The organism is Thalassovita sp. ABM4_323, assembly GCF_056158665.1.
Window position 1 is genome coordinate 61,302 of the sequence record NZ_JBSWTS010000003.1, and the last position, 12,722, is coordinate 74,023.

At 59.6% G+C, this 12,722-nt stretch carries 13 protein-coding genes and 1 pseudogene; 2 read left to right on the plus strand and 12 right to left on the minus strand.

The window, feature by feature from the left end; all coding sequences use genetic code 11:
- Positions 1-6: 6 nt before the first annotated feature.
- From ACXADQ_RS00705 to ACXADQ_RS00735, 7 genes and pseudogenes are all read right to left on the minus strand, one after another.
- A complete protein-coding gene (locus ACXADQ_RS00705) occupies positions 7-738 on the minus strand; it encodes a DsbA family protein (protein ID WP_058123692.1) in 732 nt (243 codons plus the stop codon).
- A gap of 1 nt (position 739) precedes the next feature.
- Positions 740-1,222: a c-type cytochrome gene (locus ACXADQ_RS00710; RefSeq protein ID WP_058123693.1), complete on the minus strand. Its 483-nt coding sequence runs from the start codon at positions 1,220-1,222 to the stop codon at positions 740-742.
- Positions 1,219-2,613 (minus strand): multicopper oxidase family protein, encoded by a 1,395-nt coding sequence (locus tag ACXADQ_RS00715; RefSeq protein WP_475313932.1) that lies wholly within the window; start codon positions 2,611-2,613, stop codon positions 1,219-1,221. Before ACXADQ_RS00715 ends, ACXADQ_RS00710 begins: the two co-directional genes overlap by 4 nt.
- Before the next feature lie 43 nt (positions 2,614-2,656).
- Positions 2,657-3,574, minus strand: a pseudogene (locus ACXADQ_RS00720) (c-type cytochrome).
- Positions 3,575-3,576: 2 nt separating this feature from the next.
- Entirely contained in the window at positions 3,577-4,170 is a 594-nt protein-coding gene (locus ACXADQ_RS00725) for a c-type cytochrome (protein WP_007803403.1), read from the minus strand.
- A gap of 371 nt (positions 4,171-4,541) precedes the next feature.
- Positions 4,542-5,000 carry a c-type cytochrome gene (locus ACXADQ_RS00730; protein WP_043754571.1) on the minus strand — a complete coding sequence of 153 codons (459 nt, stop codon included), beginning with the start codon at positions 4,998-5,000 and terminating at the stop codon, positions 4,542-4,544.
- Positions 5,001-5,028: 28 nt separating this feature from the next.
- Positions 5,029-5,589 carry a L,D-transpeptidase gene (locus tag ACXADQ_RS00735; protein WP_043754569.1) on the minus strand — a complete coding sequence of 187 codons (561 nt, stop codon included), beginning with the start codon at positions 5,587-5,589 and terminating at the stop codon, positions 5,029-5,031.
- Positions 5,590-5,744: 155 nt separating this feature from the next.
- On the opposite strand from ACXADQ_RS00735, the gene ACXADQ_RS00740 reads away from it, so the two are divergent.
- Together ACXADQ_RS00740 and ACXADQ_RS00745 are read left to right on the plus strand one after the other, a co-directional pair.
- Positions 5,745-6,047, plus strand: a complete 303-nt coding sequence (locus tag ACXADQ_RS00740; protein WP_043754567.1) for a DUF2933 domain-containing protein — start codon at positions 5,745-5,747, stop codon at positions 6,045-6,047.
- Between the two features lie 283 nt (positions 6,048-6,330).
- Positions 6,331-8,460, plus strand: coding sequence for a protein-disulfide reductase DsbD family protein (locus ACXADQ_RS00745; RefSeq protein WP_475313941.1), 2,130 nt, complete (start codon positions 6,331-6,333; stop codon positions 8,458-8,460).
- Positions 8,461-8,488: 28 nt separating this feature from the next.
- Here the strand turns inward: ACXADQ_RS00745 and ACXADQ_RS00750 are convergent, their stop codons facing one another.
- Genes ACXADQ_RS00750 through ACXADQ_RS00770 form a run of 5 tightly spaced genes read right to left on the minus strand, consistent with a single transcriptional unit; the run spans position 8,489 to position 12,683 of the window.
- Positions 8,489-8,731, minus strand: a complete 243-nt coding sequence (locus ACXADQ_RS00750; RefSeq protein WP_475313944.1) for a tetratricopeptide repeat protein — start codon at positions 8,729-8,731, stop codon at positions 8,489-8,491.
- Positions 8,724-9,641: a c-type cytochrome biogenesis protein CcmI gene (gene ccmI, locus ACXADQ_RS00755; RefSeq protein WP_475313947.1), complete on the minus strand. Its 918-nt coding sequence runs from the start codon at positions 9,639-9,641 to the stop codon at positions 8,724-8,726. Before ccmI ends, ACXADQ_RS00750 begins: the two co-directional genes overlap by 8 nt.
- Positions 9,638-10,111: a cytochrome c-type biogenesis protein gene (locus tag ACXADQ_RS00760; protein WP_009807484.1), complete on the minus strand. Its 474-nt coding sequence runs from the start codon at positions 10,109-10,111 to the stop codon at positions 9,638-9,640. The genes ccmI and ACXADQ_RS00760 overlap by 4 nt, the downstream gene beginning before the upstream one ends.
- Entirely contained in the window at positions 10,108-10,674 is a 567-nt protein-coding gene (locus ACXADQ_RS00765; RefSeq protein WP_009807483.1) for a DsbE family thiol:disulfide interchange protein, read from the minus strand. The genes ACXADQ_RS00760 and ACXADQ_RS00765 overlap by 4 nt, the downstream gene beginning before the upstream one ends.
- Positions 10,675-10,682: 8 nt before the next feature.
- Complete coding sequence (locus ACXADQ_RS00770) at positions 10,683-12,683, minus strand: heme lyase CcmF/NrfE family subunit (RefSeq protein WP_012187039.1); 2,001 nt, start codon at positions 12,681-12,683, stop codon at positions 10,683-10,685.
- Positions 12,684-12,722 lie beyond the last annotated feature (39 nt).

A 12,722-nucleotide genomic window follows, 5' to 3' on the forward strand; every position in this document is an offset into this window, starting at 1 on the left:
GAACTTTCAGTCTTCGTCTTTGCGGGCTTCTTCGACCAAGTCGGCAAGCTGCGCCTTTTCGACAAAGCCAGGCACCAGCGCGTCACCGATCACGAAAGACGGCGTGCCGTTGAAGCCCAGAGCTTGGGTCAGTTGCATGGATGTCGCAATGTGCTCTTCGACCTCGGGGGCCTCCATGTCCTTGCGCAACTGCGCGATATCCAGGCCGATCTCCTCGGCAACGCGCAGCACGGAGGCCTCTTCCGCGCGGCCTTCCAGCCCCATCATCGCCCAGTGAAACTCTTCGTATTTGTCCTGCTTGCGCGCTGCCAAGGCCGCTTTCGCGGCGAACACCGATCCGTCTCCGAGAATGGGCCATTCACGATAGACGAGGCGAATGTTTGGATCCTCTTCGATCAAAGCCCGCACCTCGGGTTTGACCCGCCGACAATAGGGACAGTTGTAGTCGAAAAATTCCACAACGGTGACGTCCCCTTCCGGGTTGCCGAGAACCGGCGCATTCGGATCGTTCTCGATCAGATCGCGCTGGTCATTCAGAACTTGGGCCTGACTGAGCTCCTGCGCTTGCGCCTGCCTCTGTTCGAGGATCGCCACGGCCTCCATGACAATCTCCGGGTTCTCGCGGATTGCCTCGAGCACAAGTTCCTTGACCCGGGACTCTGACAGTTCGTCGGCGAGTACCGGTATCGGAAGCAAGGCAGCTATCGCGACAGTCGTGAAGGCTTGTCTGAAACGCATTTTAATTATCTCCCCGTTGTTCGTCGGCTTCTGTCCGCGCGGCCTGGACTTCGCGAACGCGGTCTGGCCAGGTGGACCGGATGAAGGCCAGGATGTTGTGAATTTGCTGGTCGGTCAGCACGTCTGCGAAACCCGGCATTCCGCTGTCGTATTCGACACCCTGACGCGCCAGAAGCGCCGCACCCCCCAGTTTTGTGTAATCGAAGAGCAGGCTGTCAGGATGATGCCAGGTGTGACCCGTCTCATCATGCGGTGGTGCTGGCAGGCGCCCATCCGCGCCGGGCGTTCGCCATTCCGGCTGGCCTTCCAGATTTGCGCCATGACAAGACGCGCAGTTGTCTGCGTAGAGCAACGCGCCTTCTTGGATGTCGGAGCTCTCCGCCTTGGACGCGCTGCCGACATCCGAGGATGCACTGGTCGAGAGCCAATAGGTGAAAGCGGCTGCGACAACAGTGATCGGAACGGACCAAACGAGATACCTCATGTGACCCGCATCCAGGTTGTCATGCCGGACGCGGCGTGGCTGAGCATGTGGCAATGGAACAGCCACTTGCCGGGATTGTCCGCCGTAAAGGCGATCTCGCGGGACTCGTTGCCAGCCAACAGGATCGTGTCGCGCATCGGTCCGAACGCGCCGTCGGGGCGCAGCTCACGGAAATGCATTCCGTGCAGGTGCATCGCATGTGGGAACACGGTCTGGTTCTCGATCTTCAAGCGCACCGGCTCGTTCAGGGATAGATCGGCCAATGGCGTGTCGGTCATTTCGGCGACATCATTCAGGGCCCAGAACTTGCCCGCCTGGGCAAGCTGACGAAACCCAAGGCGTTCCCCTCCGAGCATGGCAGACTGCATCCGCCCCATTGCTCCACCGGACATGACCAGTCGCAAATCACGCGCTTCGGCAAGGTCCGGCGCGTGTGCCGCGGGATTCGGCGGCAGCGGCAGCGGCTTGTCTCTCGGTACTGAACTGGTTGTGCCATCGACGGAAAAAGTCACCAGCGGGGTCAGTTGATCATCATCGCCGATGCGCAGCACCTCTGCGGTTCCGCCTTCGTCTGCGGTCACATCGACGATCAGGTCCACGCGCTGTGCGGGACCGAGGATCAATTCACCGTCAACCGGCTGGGGTTGGCCGATAGGCATCCCATCCAGGGCCATCGTCCAGCCACTCACCCCCGATAGCCTCAGCGGGAAAATCCGCGCGCTAGCTGCGTTGATGATGCGCAAGCGAATGCGTTCGTTACGCTTCGCGGGCAAGGTCAGGTCATAGCGCCCATTGGTCGTGATGAAGTTGCCGGTACGTCCACTATGGCTCATCATCATAGGCTGTTCGAAATTGTCGAACAGCTGCCCGCTCTCAGGGTCGAGCAACCAGTCCTCCAGAACGATGACTTCCTCGCGGTCGATGTCCGGCCCATCGGCCTCTTCGACGATCAAGGCACCGCGCAAACCACGCGCGACTTGCTCGTATGAGCGATTATGCGCGTGATACCAATAGGTGCCCGCGTCTGGTACGACGAAGTCGTAGTCAAAGGTTTCACCTGGTGCCACGGCTTTCTGGGTCAGTCCTGAAACGCCATCCATCGCGTTATCGATCCGGATTCCGTGCCAGTGAACCGAACTGGGATCGGGTACCTCGTTGCGGAACCTGCGACGCACCCGATCGCCTTGTGCAACCCGGATTTCCGGGGCCGGAACAAGACCGTCATAGCCCCAGATCTCTGTTTCCGGGTAGGTGTCCGGAAGAAGTTGTCGACGCGCAACCTTGGTAACCACGTCCTCGAACGGGGTTGCGGCATAAGCCGACCGCGGGATGGCGGCCGCACAGGCCGCCAGAGTTGCATTGCGCAAGAAATCCCGACGTGTTTGTTTCATTTCGATCCTCGAGAAAGCGGGGGCGTGTCGCCCCCGCGTGATGTTAGTTCGAAGCGGAGTTCTCCGCCTCGACCGTGTCCTTGTTCAGTAGGAAAAGCGCCATCGCTTCGCGATCGGCAGGTGTCAGAAACCGAGTTCCCTCGCGAACCACTTCCGCCATGCTGCCGCCGAAAGCATCGCCCGAAGGGGTGATGCCGGTCTGGAGCGCATAAGCGAGGTTTGAAACCGTCCAGTCATTTTTGACCAGGTCTTTTGGCCGTATCGCGGGGGCCTTGCTGCCACCGGGAAGCTGGGCGTTGCCTGCAAAGGAAGCACCGATATCGCGGCCTCCCGCAAGATTGCGCGGCGTATGGCAGGCTCCGCAATGTGCCGCACCGCGCACCAATTCCCGTCCTCAATTCCATGCGTCGCTTCGCCCTTCAATCGGTTCGGTATCCGGATCGTAGAAGAACGCCGCTCGCCAGAGCTTCAGCCCCCATCGTTGGTCGAATGGGAAGCTGACATCATTTTCTGGTGCAGGCTCGTCCACGGGCGGCACGGTTTGAAACGCCGCCCAGAGGTCAGCGATATCCTGATCAGAAAAATCCGCATAGAAGGTGTACGGGAAAGACGGATAGTACGGCGTTCCATCGGGGCCGATGCCTTGCCGCACGGCTTTTGCGAACTGTTCTGCCGTCCATTCGCCCATGCCATGTTCCGGGTCTGTCGTCAGGTTGGGCGGGTAGAACGTTCCGAACGGGGTTTCGAGCGGCGCCCCTCCGGCAAGTGGTGCGCCGCCCGCTTCAAAATTGGTATGACAGGCAATGCACCCACTGGCGCGCGCCAGATATGCGCCCCGGTCGACATTGCCCTCTATTGCAATCGGAGTCACTGCACTGCCGACAGGCCATGCAATCACGACGCCGAGGCTGGCCGCGCCCAGCACGGCGGCCCCGCTGACGAGTGTCAAGAACCGGCGCATGGTCAGTCTTCTTCCGCCCGGAAGCGTTCATGGCATGCGGAACAGACCTGGGTCGTCATCGCGAATGCTGCGTCGGCGGGCATTTCGGCAATGGCGGCCGCATCCATCATGTCGCCTCGGCCCATCATCGTGCTCCCGCCCATCATGGTTGTATCGCCTCCCATCATTGACCCGCCGCCCATCATCGAGGCGCCATCCATGGAGGTATTGCCGCTCATGCCGCCCAATCCATTGTCGGCTGCGCGTTCCAGGCCCTCAGAGTATTCTTCCAGCTGACTTGCCAATGCCGCGAAGCGCTCCCAGTCGGTCCACACCTCGTCCTTGGCTTCCGAGGGCATGCCCCCTGTGCCCTCTGGGAACAGCTTTGTCATGCTCTCACCGGCGTGCTGCTGGAACAGGCGCGCGGCATCGCGCACTGTTTCTGCGTCATAGGCCGTTTCGCCCCGCATCATCGGGGCCACGGTCTTGACCGCCTTCCCCATTGCAAGCATGGCATCCATGCGCTCTTTCACGATGCCGGTGGCACCGCTATGCGCGAATGCCGTGACCGCAGTACCTGCAATCAACACTGCCGCTACGATAGTCGTCTTTTTCATGTCTTCGATCCTTCTTTGGGTCTGCTTTTCGAGCGATGTGAAATCAGACCCACCGTCGCGGCGGTGGAGGATCGTTGGTGGGGCGCAACTCGGTTTGTAGGGTCGCGCCGTCATGCATGACGGCCTTCAGAAAGTGAGGCTCGTAAGCCACTTTTGGTTGAAGCAAAACCGCTACCGGGACAGAGCAATCGAGTCCCGGATGACAGTGGTCAGAGGCTTCGTTCGTCGATGACCCTACAACTTCGTGAGGGTGAACTTCTTGCGCCAAGGATGCTTCGCCATGATTGGCTGGTACCTCAGGCAACCCGAGAACTACAAGGAAAAGGCCAAGAATCATCGACAAATCCATTGGCTTGTCTTCGACCAACGCATCAGTTGATCCCGTTGGCCCGCTGTAGTTCGCGGACATAGGCGGCAACCATCTTGACGTCTCCTTGGGTCAACCCCTCAATCTTCGGCATGTTACCGAAATTCCAGTGATGCGCCCGGACGCCATTTTGTGCAGCCAAAACGAAGGCCATGTCCGAATGGTGGCTTGGTTCGTAGATCTTGTGCACAAGAGGCGGCGCAACACCGTTTTGACCGGCAGCATTTTCACCGTGACACTCAGAACACTTTGCCTCGAATATGTTCTTTCCAAGCGCCGCCTGCTGCGAAAGTTCGTCCGGCAGCTGGACCTGAACGATCGGGCCGCCTTCAGCGATCTCACTTGTGTCAGGCGGCGTCATGGAGTGGCCAACCGCTGTATCTTCGGCTCCAACGAACTGCCAAACGGCAAAACCCCCGCCGATAACAAAAACGGCACCAATCAGCGCAGTCAATTTGTCCATGCCTGTATCTTCCGCCTTGCCCGTTGGGTCAGATGAGTTTGACTTGAGTGCCGACGGGTGCCCGCTCGAAAACTTCCTCGATCTGTGCGTTGAACAAACCGATGCAGCCGTTTGACGACCGACGGCCAATTTTGCGCGTATCCTGTGTTCCGTGGATACGATAATACTGCCACGACAGGTAAAGTGCACGGGTTCCCAAGGGATTTTCCGGATCACCCCCCTCGATACGTGCCGGCCATTCCGGATTGCGTTCGCGCATGGAGGGCGTTGGCGCCCAGCTGGGGTTTTTGCGTTTTTCCACCACTTCGGTGTAACCGCGTTTGGTGAGTTCGTCGGTCAGCGGAACGGACGTTGGGTAGATCCGCATTTCGCCATCTGATGTCCAATGCTGGAGCGCCTTCGTCACGGTATCGGAGATGATGATCCCCTTTCCGAGTGCGTCGAAGTGATCTTGCCAGTCATGAACTCGGAAAGAAGAAATGTTGCGGCGAATGGTTTCGGCTCGAACCACGCTTGGTGCAACCAAAGCGACAGCCGCATACCCCAACAGGCTTCGTCGATTGATCTTGTTGTTTCGCGATGTCGTCATGACACACTCCTAGCCTACGGTTTGTACATGTCTTTTAAGGGAGACCCGGCATCAGGCAACCTGACAAGGCCGCGAGAAGTGTATCCATTTGTATCCTTGACCTTACCCTGCTGGAGGGTCGCAAATGACGCCGGGAACGAGACAAAGAGGGTGTCATGGACCACCACAGCCACAGAAAAAAGCCGATCACGGACAGGCTCATGCATTATGGTATGATGGCGTGTTGCGTCGTCATGCTGCTGCCCGTTGCGGGGTTTTTTCTTGCCGGCGGCACATTGGCGGGCATGTGGGGCAATGCAGCGGCTTTCGCCCCGCTCCTGCTGTGCGTTGGGGCGCATCTCGTGATGCACAAGTTCATGGGAAAATCGTGCCATTCCGACAAGGCAAAGGATACTATCGAGGAAACGACCGAGCCCATAACCTCCGCGATTCCAGTCGTGGTCCGCGACAGGCCGTGATGTGCGCGGGAAGGTACGCGTAGGCGCGTTGCTGTTGTCGGGTTTCATGCTTGGGGGATGTGCAGGAAGTCTTGAAGACTGCTCGGATCGCGGCGCTATCGTGTCCACGAAGCAAGCGTCAGACCTTCTGCCGGATGGGTGTCGAACCCTTTCATCTTCTGCGACTGGCGTTGCGCGAATTGTCTGTGCGGACGGTCGTCAGGGTTTTGCCACAGGTGGACTTTGACGCAATTTCCGCCGTCCTGGCGAAATCTGCGGAAAATATGGGAAGGAAGCAGGTATCTTGATCGATTGCCTTTTGATCCTGCGACGGGTTTTGCTTATTCCCTTCGTGCTCCTGGCCGTTGTCTCTGGAAGTGTCGCGGCAGCAACCTCTGCTGAATACCAGAGCGCGCCACTCACCGCGCATCTCATTAGTGTACAGGACGGCGTTCCCGAGAACACACAGACTCTGTCAGCCGGGCTTCACCTTCAACTGAACGAAAACTGGAAGACCTATTGGCGGTCGCCGGGCGAGGTGGGAATACCGCCTTCGGTCGAATGGAGCGGTTCCGAAAACGTCGCAGATGTCGAATTCATGTGGCCCGCCCCGACGCGCTTCACCGCCTTCGGCATCGAAAATTTTGGTTATGCGGGTGAAGTCGTCTTTCCGCTGCGCATAACGCTCAAAGATCCCGGCGCACCTGTGACTCTTTCCGCGCAGGTCAAACTGCTGGTGTGCTCCAATGTCTGTGTCCCGGAAGAGTTTGACCTGTCACTTCGCCTCGGACGGGGCAACGTCATCGACAGCACTTCGGCTGGGCTGATCGGTACGTTTTCCGAGCGCGTCCCCGAAGGGGCCAAGACGAGCGGCGTCAGCGAGGCAAATGCCTTCATCGACGAAGACCTCACGGAGTTGATCGTCAGCCTTCGCGTCGATGAACCACTCCAGTCGCCGGATGTGTTTCCCGAACTGGGTATGGGTGTTGCGCTTGGCAAACCCGATATCCGTTTGGGAGAAGAGGATCGTTTGCTTTGGGCGCGCTTGCCGATCCTCTCGTCGAATACGGATGTGACAGTGGCTCCGTCGATTACCGTCACCGACGGCGAGAACCGGGCCTTCACGATCATCGCGGATCGCGTGGCGCAAGGAATAGCACCACCCTTTGAACTGGCCGCCACGACACCGGACATGATGGAACTGATCTGGATTGCCGCGATCGCGCTGCTGGGCGGATTGATCCTGAATGTGATGCCCTGCGTGCTGCCGGTGCTGTCCATCAAGGTGTCGTCTGTGCTCAAACACACCGATCACGACACAACCCGTGTCCGGTTCGGTTTCGTCGCTGCCAGCGCCGGCATCATGACGTTCATGTGGGGTCTGGCGCTCGTCCTCTGGGCGCTCCAGACGGCAGGCCTCAGCGTCGGGTGGGGTTTGCAGTTTCAAAGCCCGCTGTTTCTTGCGGCGATGATCGCTGTCCTGCTCGTCTTTTCGGCAAATCTGTTCGGAGCGTTCGAGTTCGCCCTTCCACACGGCATGCAGACGCGGCTTGCAGGGGCCGGAGGACGCAACGGGTATTCCGCCGACTTTTTCACTGGCATGTTCGGTGCCGTCATGGCGACGCCTTGTTCGGCACCGTTCCTCGGCACCGCGGTGGCCTTTGCTTTGGCCGGGCGTGGCGTGGACATCCTCATCGTCTTTACGAGCCTCGGGCTCGGCCTCGCCCTGCCCTATCTCGTCATCGCCGCGTTCCCGCGTCTGGTCGCATTCATGCCCAAGCCTGGTCGATGGATGCTGATCATCAAAAGCGTCATGGGGGTTTTGTTGCTTGCAACCGCCGTGTGGCTGTTCTGGGTGCTCGACGGTGTCGCCGGGCTTGCGTCTGTCATCGCGGTCGCGGCGTTGTCCGGTCTCGCCGTTCTGATACTATCTCTCCCGAATGTGCAGTCCCAATTCAGGTGGTCTATTGCCATAGCCAGCCTTGTCCTGGCCATTGCCGCAGGTCCTCTCTTGCAGCAATCAGCACCTGCGCGTTCGACGCCGCAGTTGGCAATGGCTTGGATCGCATTTGATCGTTCGGAAATAGCGAAACGCGTGTCCGCAGGAGAGGTCGTTTTTGTCGATGTGACCGCTGACTGGTGTCTGACTTGCAAAGCGAACAAGACACTTATCATCGATCGGGAGCCAGTCCGGAGCGCGCTTGAAGCGCCTGGAGTCACGGCGATGCAGGCAGATTGGACACGCCCGGACACGCGCATTTCCCGCTACCTTGAGAGTTTCGGCAGATACGGCATCCCCTTCAATGCCGTCTACGGACCATCGGCACCGAATGGCATTGTGCTGTCCGAATTGCTAAAAACCGAGGACGTGATGAACGCCTTGGCGCAAGCCAGTGGTCGGGATGTTTCCGCAAAGGTTGCCGGACAGGAGTGACCTGCTCGACCGGGACACCGAGCAGTAGTCAGCCGCCGAGCCGCTCAAGCGCGGCACGGACCGCCGCACGCCGAGGATCACTGGCGGGCTGCTGCTCCAACAGCGCTTCAGCCTTGCGGTAGGCCTCAACGGCGCGATCGGGCTCCTGAAGGACGGTATAGGCATTTGCCAGCCGCATCCAACCATCCAGATCGTCCGGTTCATCCTCAAGACGCTCGGCCAGCCGCGAGACCATCGATCGGATGAACTCCGCGCGATCCGCGTCATTCATCTCCGACGCCGCCGCGACATCTGCGGCACTCGGGCCTGGTTGCGACGTCGGCCCGCTGGGTAGATTGACGACCGGAAGGTCGAGCTGCCGCTGCAATCCGGTTGATCTGCGCTGCATAGGTCTCCATCCAGGGAACGTAAGCCTCTTCCTGATTCAGTCGTGAAACAAGCAGATCGTAGGCCTTACGCGTCTCTTCTTGCTGAAAGTAATACAGAGACTCGAAGTAGGTTGCCGCAGGATTGGATGGGTCAAGGTCCAAAGCGCGATCAATGGCCAATTTCGCCCGTGGAATAACAACGCCGTCATTGGCAACCGCGACAGCCTCTGCCAGCATGGAGAATGTCGCGGAGGTGGCATCCTCCCGTTCGGCAACGACTTCGAAGGCTTCGACGGCATCGGCTGCTCTGCCCATGCGCTGATAGGTCTGGCCCAACAGCATCCACCCTTCGCTAGGGTCGCCGGTCGGATCGGATACAAGCCTTTCGCGAAGTTGTATTGCCAGCGCCGTCACTTCATCAGTCTGTGCCCGCTCCTCTGCACGGGCAGCGAAGGCCATTGAAGGAACCTCCGGCGATCCCATCGTCAGATAGTAGCCCGCGGCAATAACCGGCGCGAGGACCGCCGCGACAACGAGAGTGACTCTGCCACCATTACGGGATGATCCGGCTTTTTCTTCCGAATTGCGGGTCGTCGCGAGGATCCGTTTCTTGATCTCGAGTCTGGCCGCTTGAGCTTCCTGTTCAGAAATCAAACCGCGGTCCATGTCTCGTTGGATTTCCCGCATCTGATCGGCGAGGATCGCCGGTACCGCATCCCCTCTGGTGAGAGTGTTCGATTTGGACAGCAGCAGCGGGTAGAGGACAATTCCGATTGCGACCAGCGTCAAAAGAACGAAAATACCCCAGATCATGACGCATCCCCCGCTTCGTTTTGCCTGAGAATTTCGGACACGGTGTTCTCATCCTCCGAGCCCAAGTCTTCAAATGCCTCTTGCTTTCGCCGACTCATCAGTAGCCCGCCACCAACGAAAACCCCGATCAGAACGAAAGCGATCGGAGCGAACCAAAGCGCGTAGGTCGCAGGCTCCAGAGGCGGTTTCAGCAGCACGTAATCCCCGTACCGCGCCCGTATGTATTCGATCACCTCCGCGTCGCTGTCTCCAACGACCAGGCGCTCGCGTACGAGCAGACGCAAGTCCCGCGCCACACCCGCGTTCGAACTGTCGATGTCCTGGTTCTGACAGACGACGCATCGTAGATCCTTGGAAATCTCCCGCGCACGCTGTTCCAATACCGGGTCGGTCAGCATTTCGTCCGGTTCCACCGCATTGGCGGCAAAGGGAAGGAGCCCGATGCAAAACGCGAAAATCAACTGTCTCATGAACCTGCTCCATTTGGCAGTGCGCCTGCCTGCTTCAGGGCTTGCGTGAACCGTTCGACGGCGTCCGGACCCACGACCGGCCCGACATAGCGAAACAAAACGGTGCCATCGCTATCGACGATGAAGGTTTCCGGCACGCCCGACAGGCCCCATTCGATCCCGGTCCGGCCCGACAGGTCGGACCCGATCCGCTCGTAGGGATTGCCGAGGTCATTGAGCCACTTCACGGCATCCTCAGGTTTGTCTTTGTAGTTTATTCCGAACAACCGCATGCCGTCTCGTTCGACAAATCTTGTCAACACGGCATGTTCCGCGCGGCAGGGCACGCACCAGGACGCAAAGACATTGACCACGACCGGTCGTTCGTTGCCGACAAGATCGCTTCGGGCCAGGCCGGGTGTCTCCAACCCCGGCACGGGATCGAGGTCGAACGCCGGGGCCGGTTGCGAGATCAGGACGGAAGGGATCTCGTTGGGATCCCGGTCGGGATTGAGCCCCCAGAGAAAAAACCCACCGAATATGACCGCCGCAATAAACGGCAGCCCGGCAATGAGACGTTTCATCTTCTCTCCTACTCGGCAGGAACGGCATCGGTGGCTGGCTGTTTGGCACGGCGCGGCGCCCCGACCCTCAAACGGCGATCCGACAAGGACAAACAGCCACCGATCACCAGCAGGATCGAGCCGATCCAGATCAGGTTGACGAGCGGTTCATAGAGGATCCGAAGGGTCCATGCTCCGGCGTTGTTCACTTGATCGGAGGCTGGCGTTGCAATCGACGTATAGAGATCACCCGCCAATGTGGAGCGGATGGCCGACTCCGTCGTCTGGCTTTCCGCGACCGGGTAATACCGCCGTTCCGGGAAAAGTGTCGTGACCAATTCGCCATCCCGACGCACCACAAGGGTGCCGCGATCCGCGATGTAGTTCGGCCCTTGAACCTTTGCGGCCCCTTCGAAGGTGATGTCGAACCCGGCGATCGTGACTTCGGTCCCGGGGGCGGCAAAGACGATCTCCTCACTCTTCCATCCGGTCGAGCCGATCATCCCCATCATCAACACAGCGACGCCGGCATGGGCAAGCGTCATACCGTGAGAGGCGCGTGGCAGGTTGCGCACGCGTCTCGCGCTCTCTGCAAGGGAAACCTCGAACAGACGGATGCGTAGCGCCCATTCCCGCAGGGTCGCAAAAAGCAGCCACGCTGCGCCGAGGATGGCAAGATAGGCCATGATCGGCCCACCGTTCAGAAGATACCATGCGGCCAAGGCTGCAATGACCGCCAGCACGGCCACGAATTGGATGCGATCGAGCAAACCGGCGATATCAGCCCGCTTCCACGACAGGAATGGACCAAGACCCATGAACACGACCAGTGCCAGCATCATCGGAATGAAGGCCGCGTTGAAGAAAGGTGGACCGACCGAGATCTTGTCCCCGGTGACAGCCTCCAGGATCAGTGGATAAAGCGTCCCGAACAGGACCGTTCCCGTAGCGGCGGCCAGAATGAGGTTGTTCACGAGCAGCCCGGCCTCGCGGCTGATCGGGCGAAACAGACCACCCGGCTCCATTTCGGGCGCCCGCCAGGCGTAGAGCGCCAGCGACCCACCGATGGACACGGCCAGCAGACCCAGAATGTAAAGCCCGCGCTCTGGATCGACGGCGAAGGCATGCACGGATGTAAGCAGGCCTGACCGGACGATGAACGTCCCGAGCAGCGAAAGCGAGAAAGTCAGGATGGCAAGTAGGATGGTCCAGCTTTTGAACGCGTCGCGCTTTTCGGTGACGATGGCGGAATGCAGCAGCGCCGTGCCCAGAAGCCAGGGCATGAAGCTCACGTTCTCGACCGGGTCCCAGAACCACCAGCCGCCCCAGCCCAGTTCATAATAGGCCCACCACGATCCAAGAGCGATACCTGCCGTAAGGCTGACCCACGCGGCCAATGTCCACGGGCGGACCCATCTGGCCCAGGCCGGATCGACGCGCCCTTCCAGAAGAGCCGCAACGGCAAAGGAAAACACGATGGAGAAGCCGACATACCCGAAATACAAGAGCGGCGGGTGCATGGCGAGACCCATGTCCTGAAGCAACGGGTTGAGGTCATTGCCGTCGAGCGGCGGCGGAAACACCCGCTCGAAGGGGTTCGACGTCAGCAGCAGGAAGGACAGGAAGCCGACGCTGATCCACGCCTGCACCGACAAGGTGCGCGCCTTGGTCTCGGCGGGGATGTTCGATCCGAACCAGGCGACGCCCGCGCCGAACACCGCGAGTATCAGGATCCAGAGCAGCAGCGAACCCTCATGGCTGCCCCAGGTCCCGGCCACCTTGTAGAGCATTGGCTTGAGCGAATGGGAGTTCTCGACGACGTTCCTGACGGTAAAATCGCTGACGATGAAAGCCTGCATCAGCGCTGCGAAGGCGATGGCCACAAACAGCACTTGTCCTATTGCCGTCGCCTGGGCGGATTTCATCCAGACGGCATTTCTACGCGACGCACCTGCAATCGGTAGAACACTCTGAACAAGCGCAAGCGCCAGTGCGAGGGCCAGTGCGAAGTGACCAATTTCCGGGACCATGGCGTTCTTTCCTATTCAGCGTCGGTGGGCGTCGCGTCG

Coding starts and splice junctions, on each gene's coding strand:
- ACXADQ_RS00730 (WP_043754571.1), bottom strand. CDS start 5,000: ATGGACAAATTGACTGCGCTGATTGGTGCCGTTTTTGTTATCGGCGGG.
- ACXADQ_RS00710 (WP_058123693.1), bottom strand. CDS start 1,222: ATGAGGTATCTCGTTTGGTCCGTTCCGATCACTGTTGTCGCAGCCGCT.
- ACXADQ_RS00750 (WP_475313944.1), bottom strand. CDS start 8,731: ATGAATGACGCGGATCGCGCGGAGTTCATCCGATCGATGGTCTCGCGG.
- ACXADQ_RS00735 (WP_043754569.1), bottom strand. CDS start 5,589: ATGACGACATCGCGAAACAACAAGATCAATCGACGAAGCCTGTTGGGG.
- ccmI (WP_475313947.1), bottom strand. CDS start 9,641: ATGATCTGGGGTATTTTCGTTCTTTTGACGCTGGTCGCAATCGGAATT.
- ACXADQ_RS00770 (WP_012187039.1), bottom strand. CDS start 12,683: ATGGTCCCGGAAATTGGTCACTTCGCACTGGCCCTCGCACTGGCGCTT.
- ACXADQ_RS00760 (WP_009807484.1), bottom strand. CDS start 10,111: ATGAGACAGTTGATTTTCGCGTTTTGCATCGGGCTCCTTCCCTTTGCC.
- ACXADQ_RS00705 (WP_058123692.1), bottom strand. CDS start 738: ATGCGTTTCAGACAAGCCTTCACGACTGTCGCGATAGCTGCCTTGCTT.
- ACXADQ_RS00725 (WP_007803403.1), bottom strand. CDS start 4,170: ATGAAAAAGACGACTATCGTAGCGGCAGTGTTGATTGCAGGTACTGCG.
- ACXADQ_RS00765 (WP_009807483.1), bottom strand. CDS start 10,674: ATGAAACGTCTCATTGCCGGGCTGCCGTTTATTGCGGCGGTCATATTC.
- ACXADQ_RS00740 (WP_043754567.1), top strand. CDS start 5,745: ATGGACCACCACAGCCACAGAAAAAAGCCGATCACGGACAGGCTCATG.
- ACXADQ_RS00715 (WP_475313932.1), bottom strand. CDS start 2,613: ATGAAACAAACACGTCGGGATTTCTTGCGCAATGCAACTCTGGCGGCC.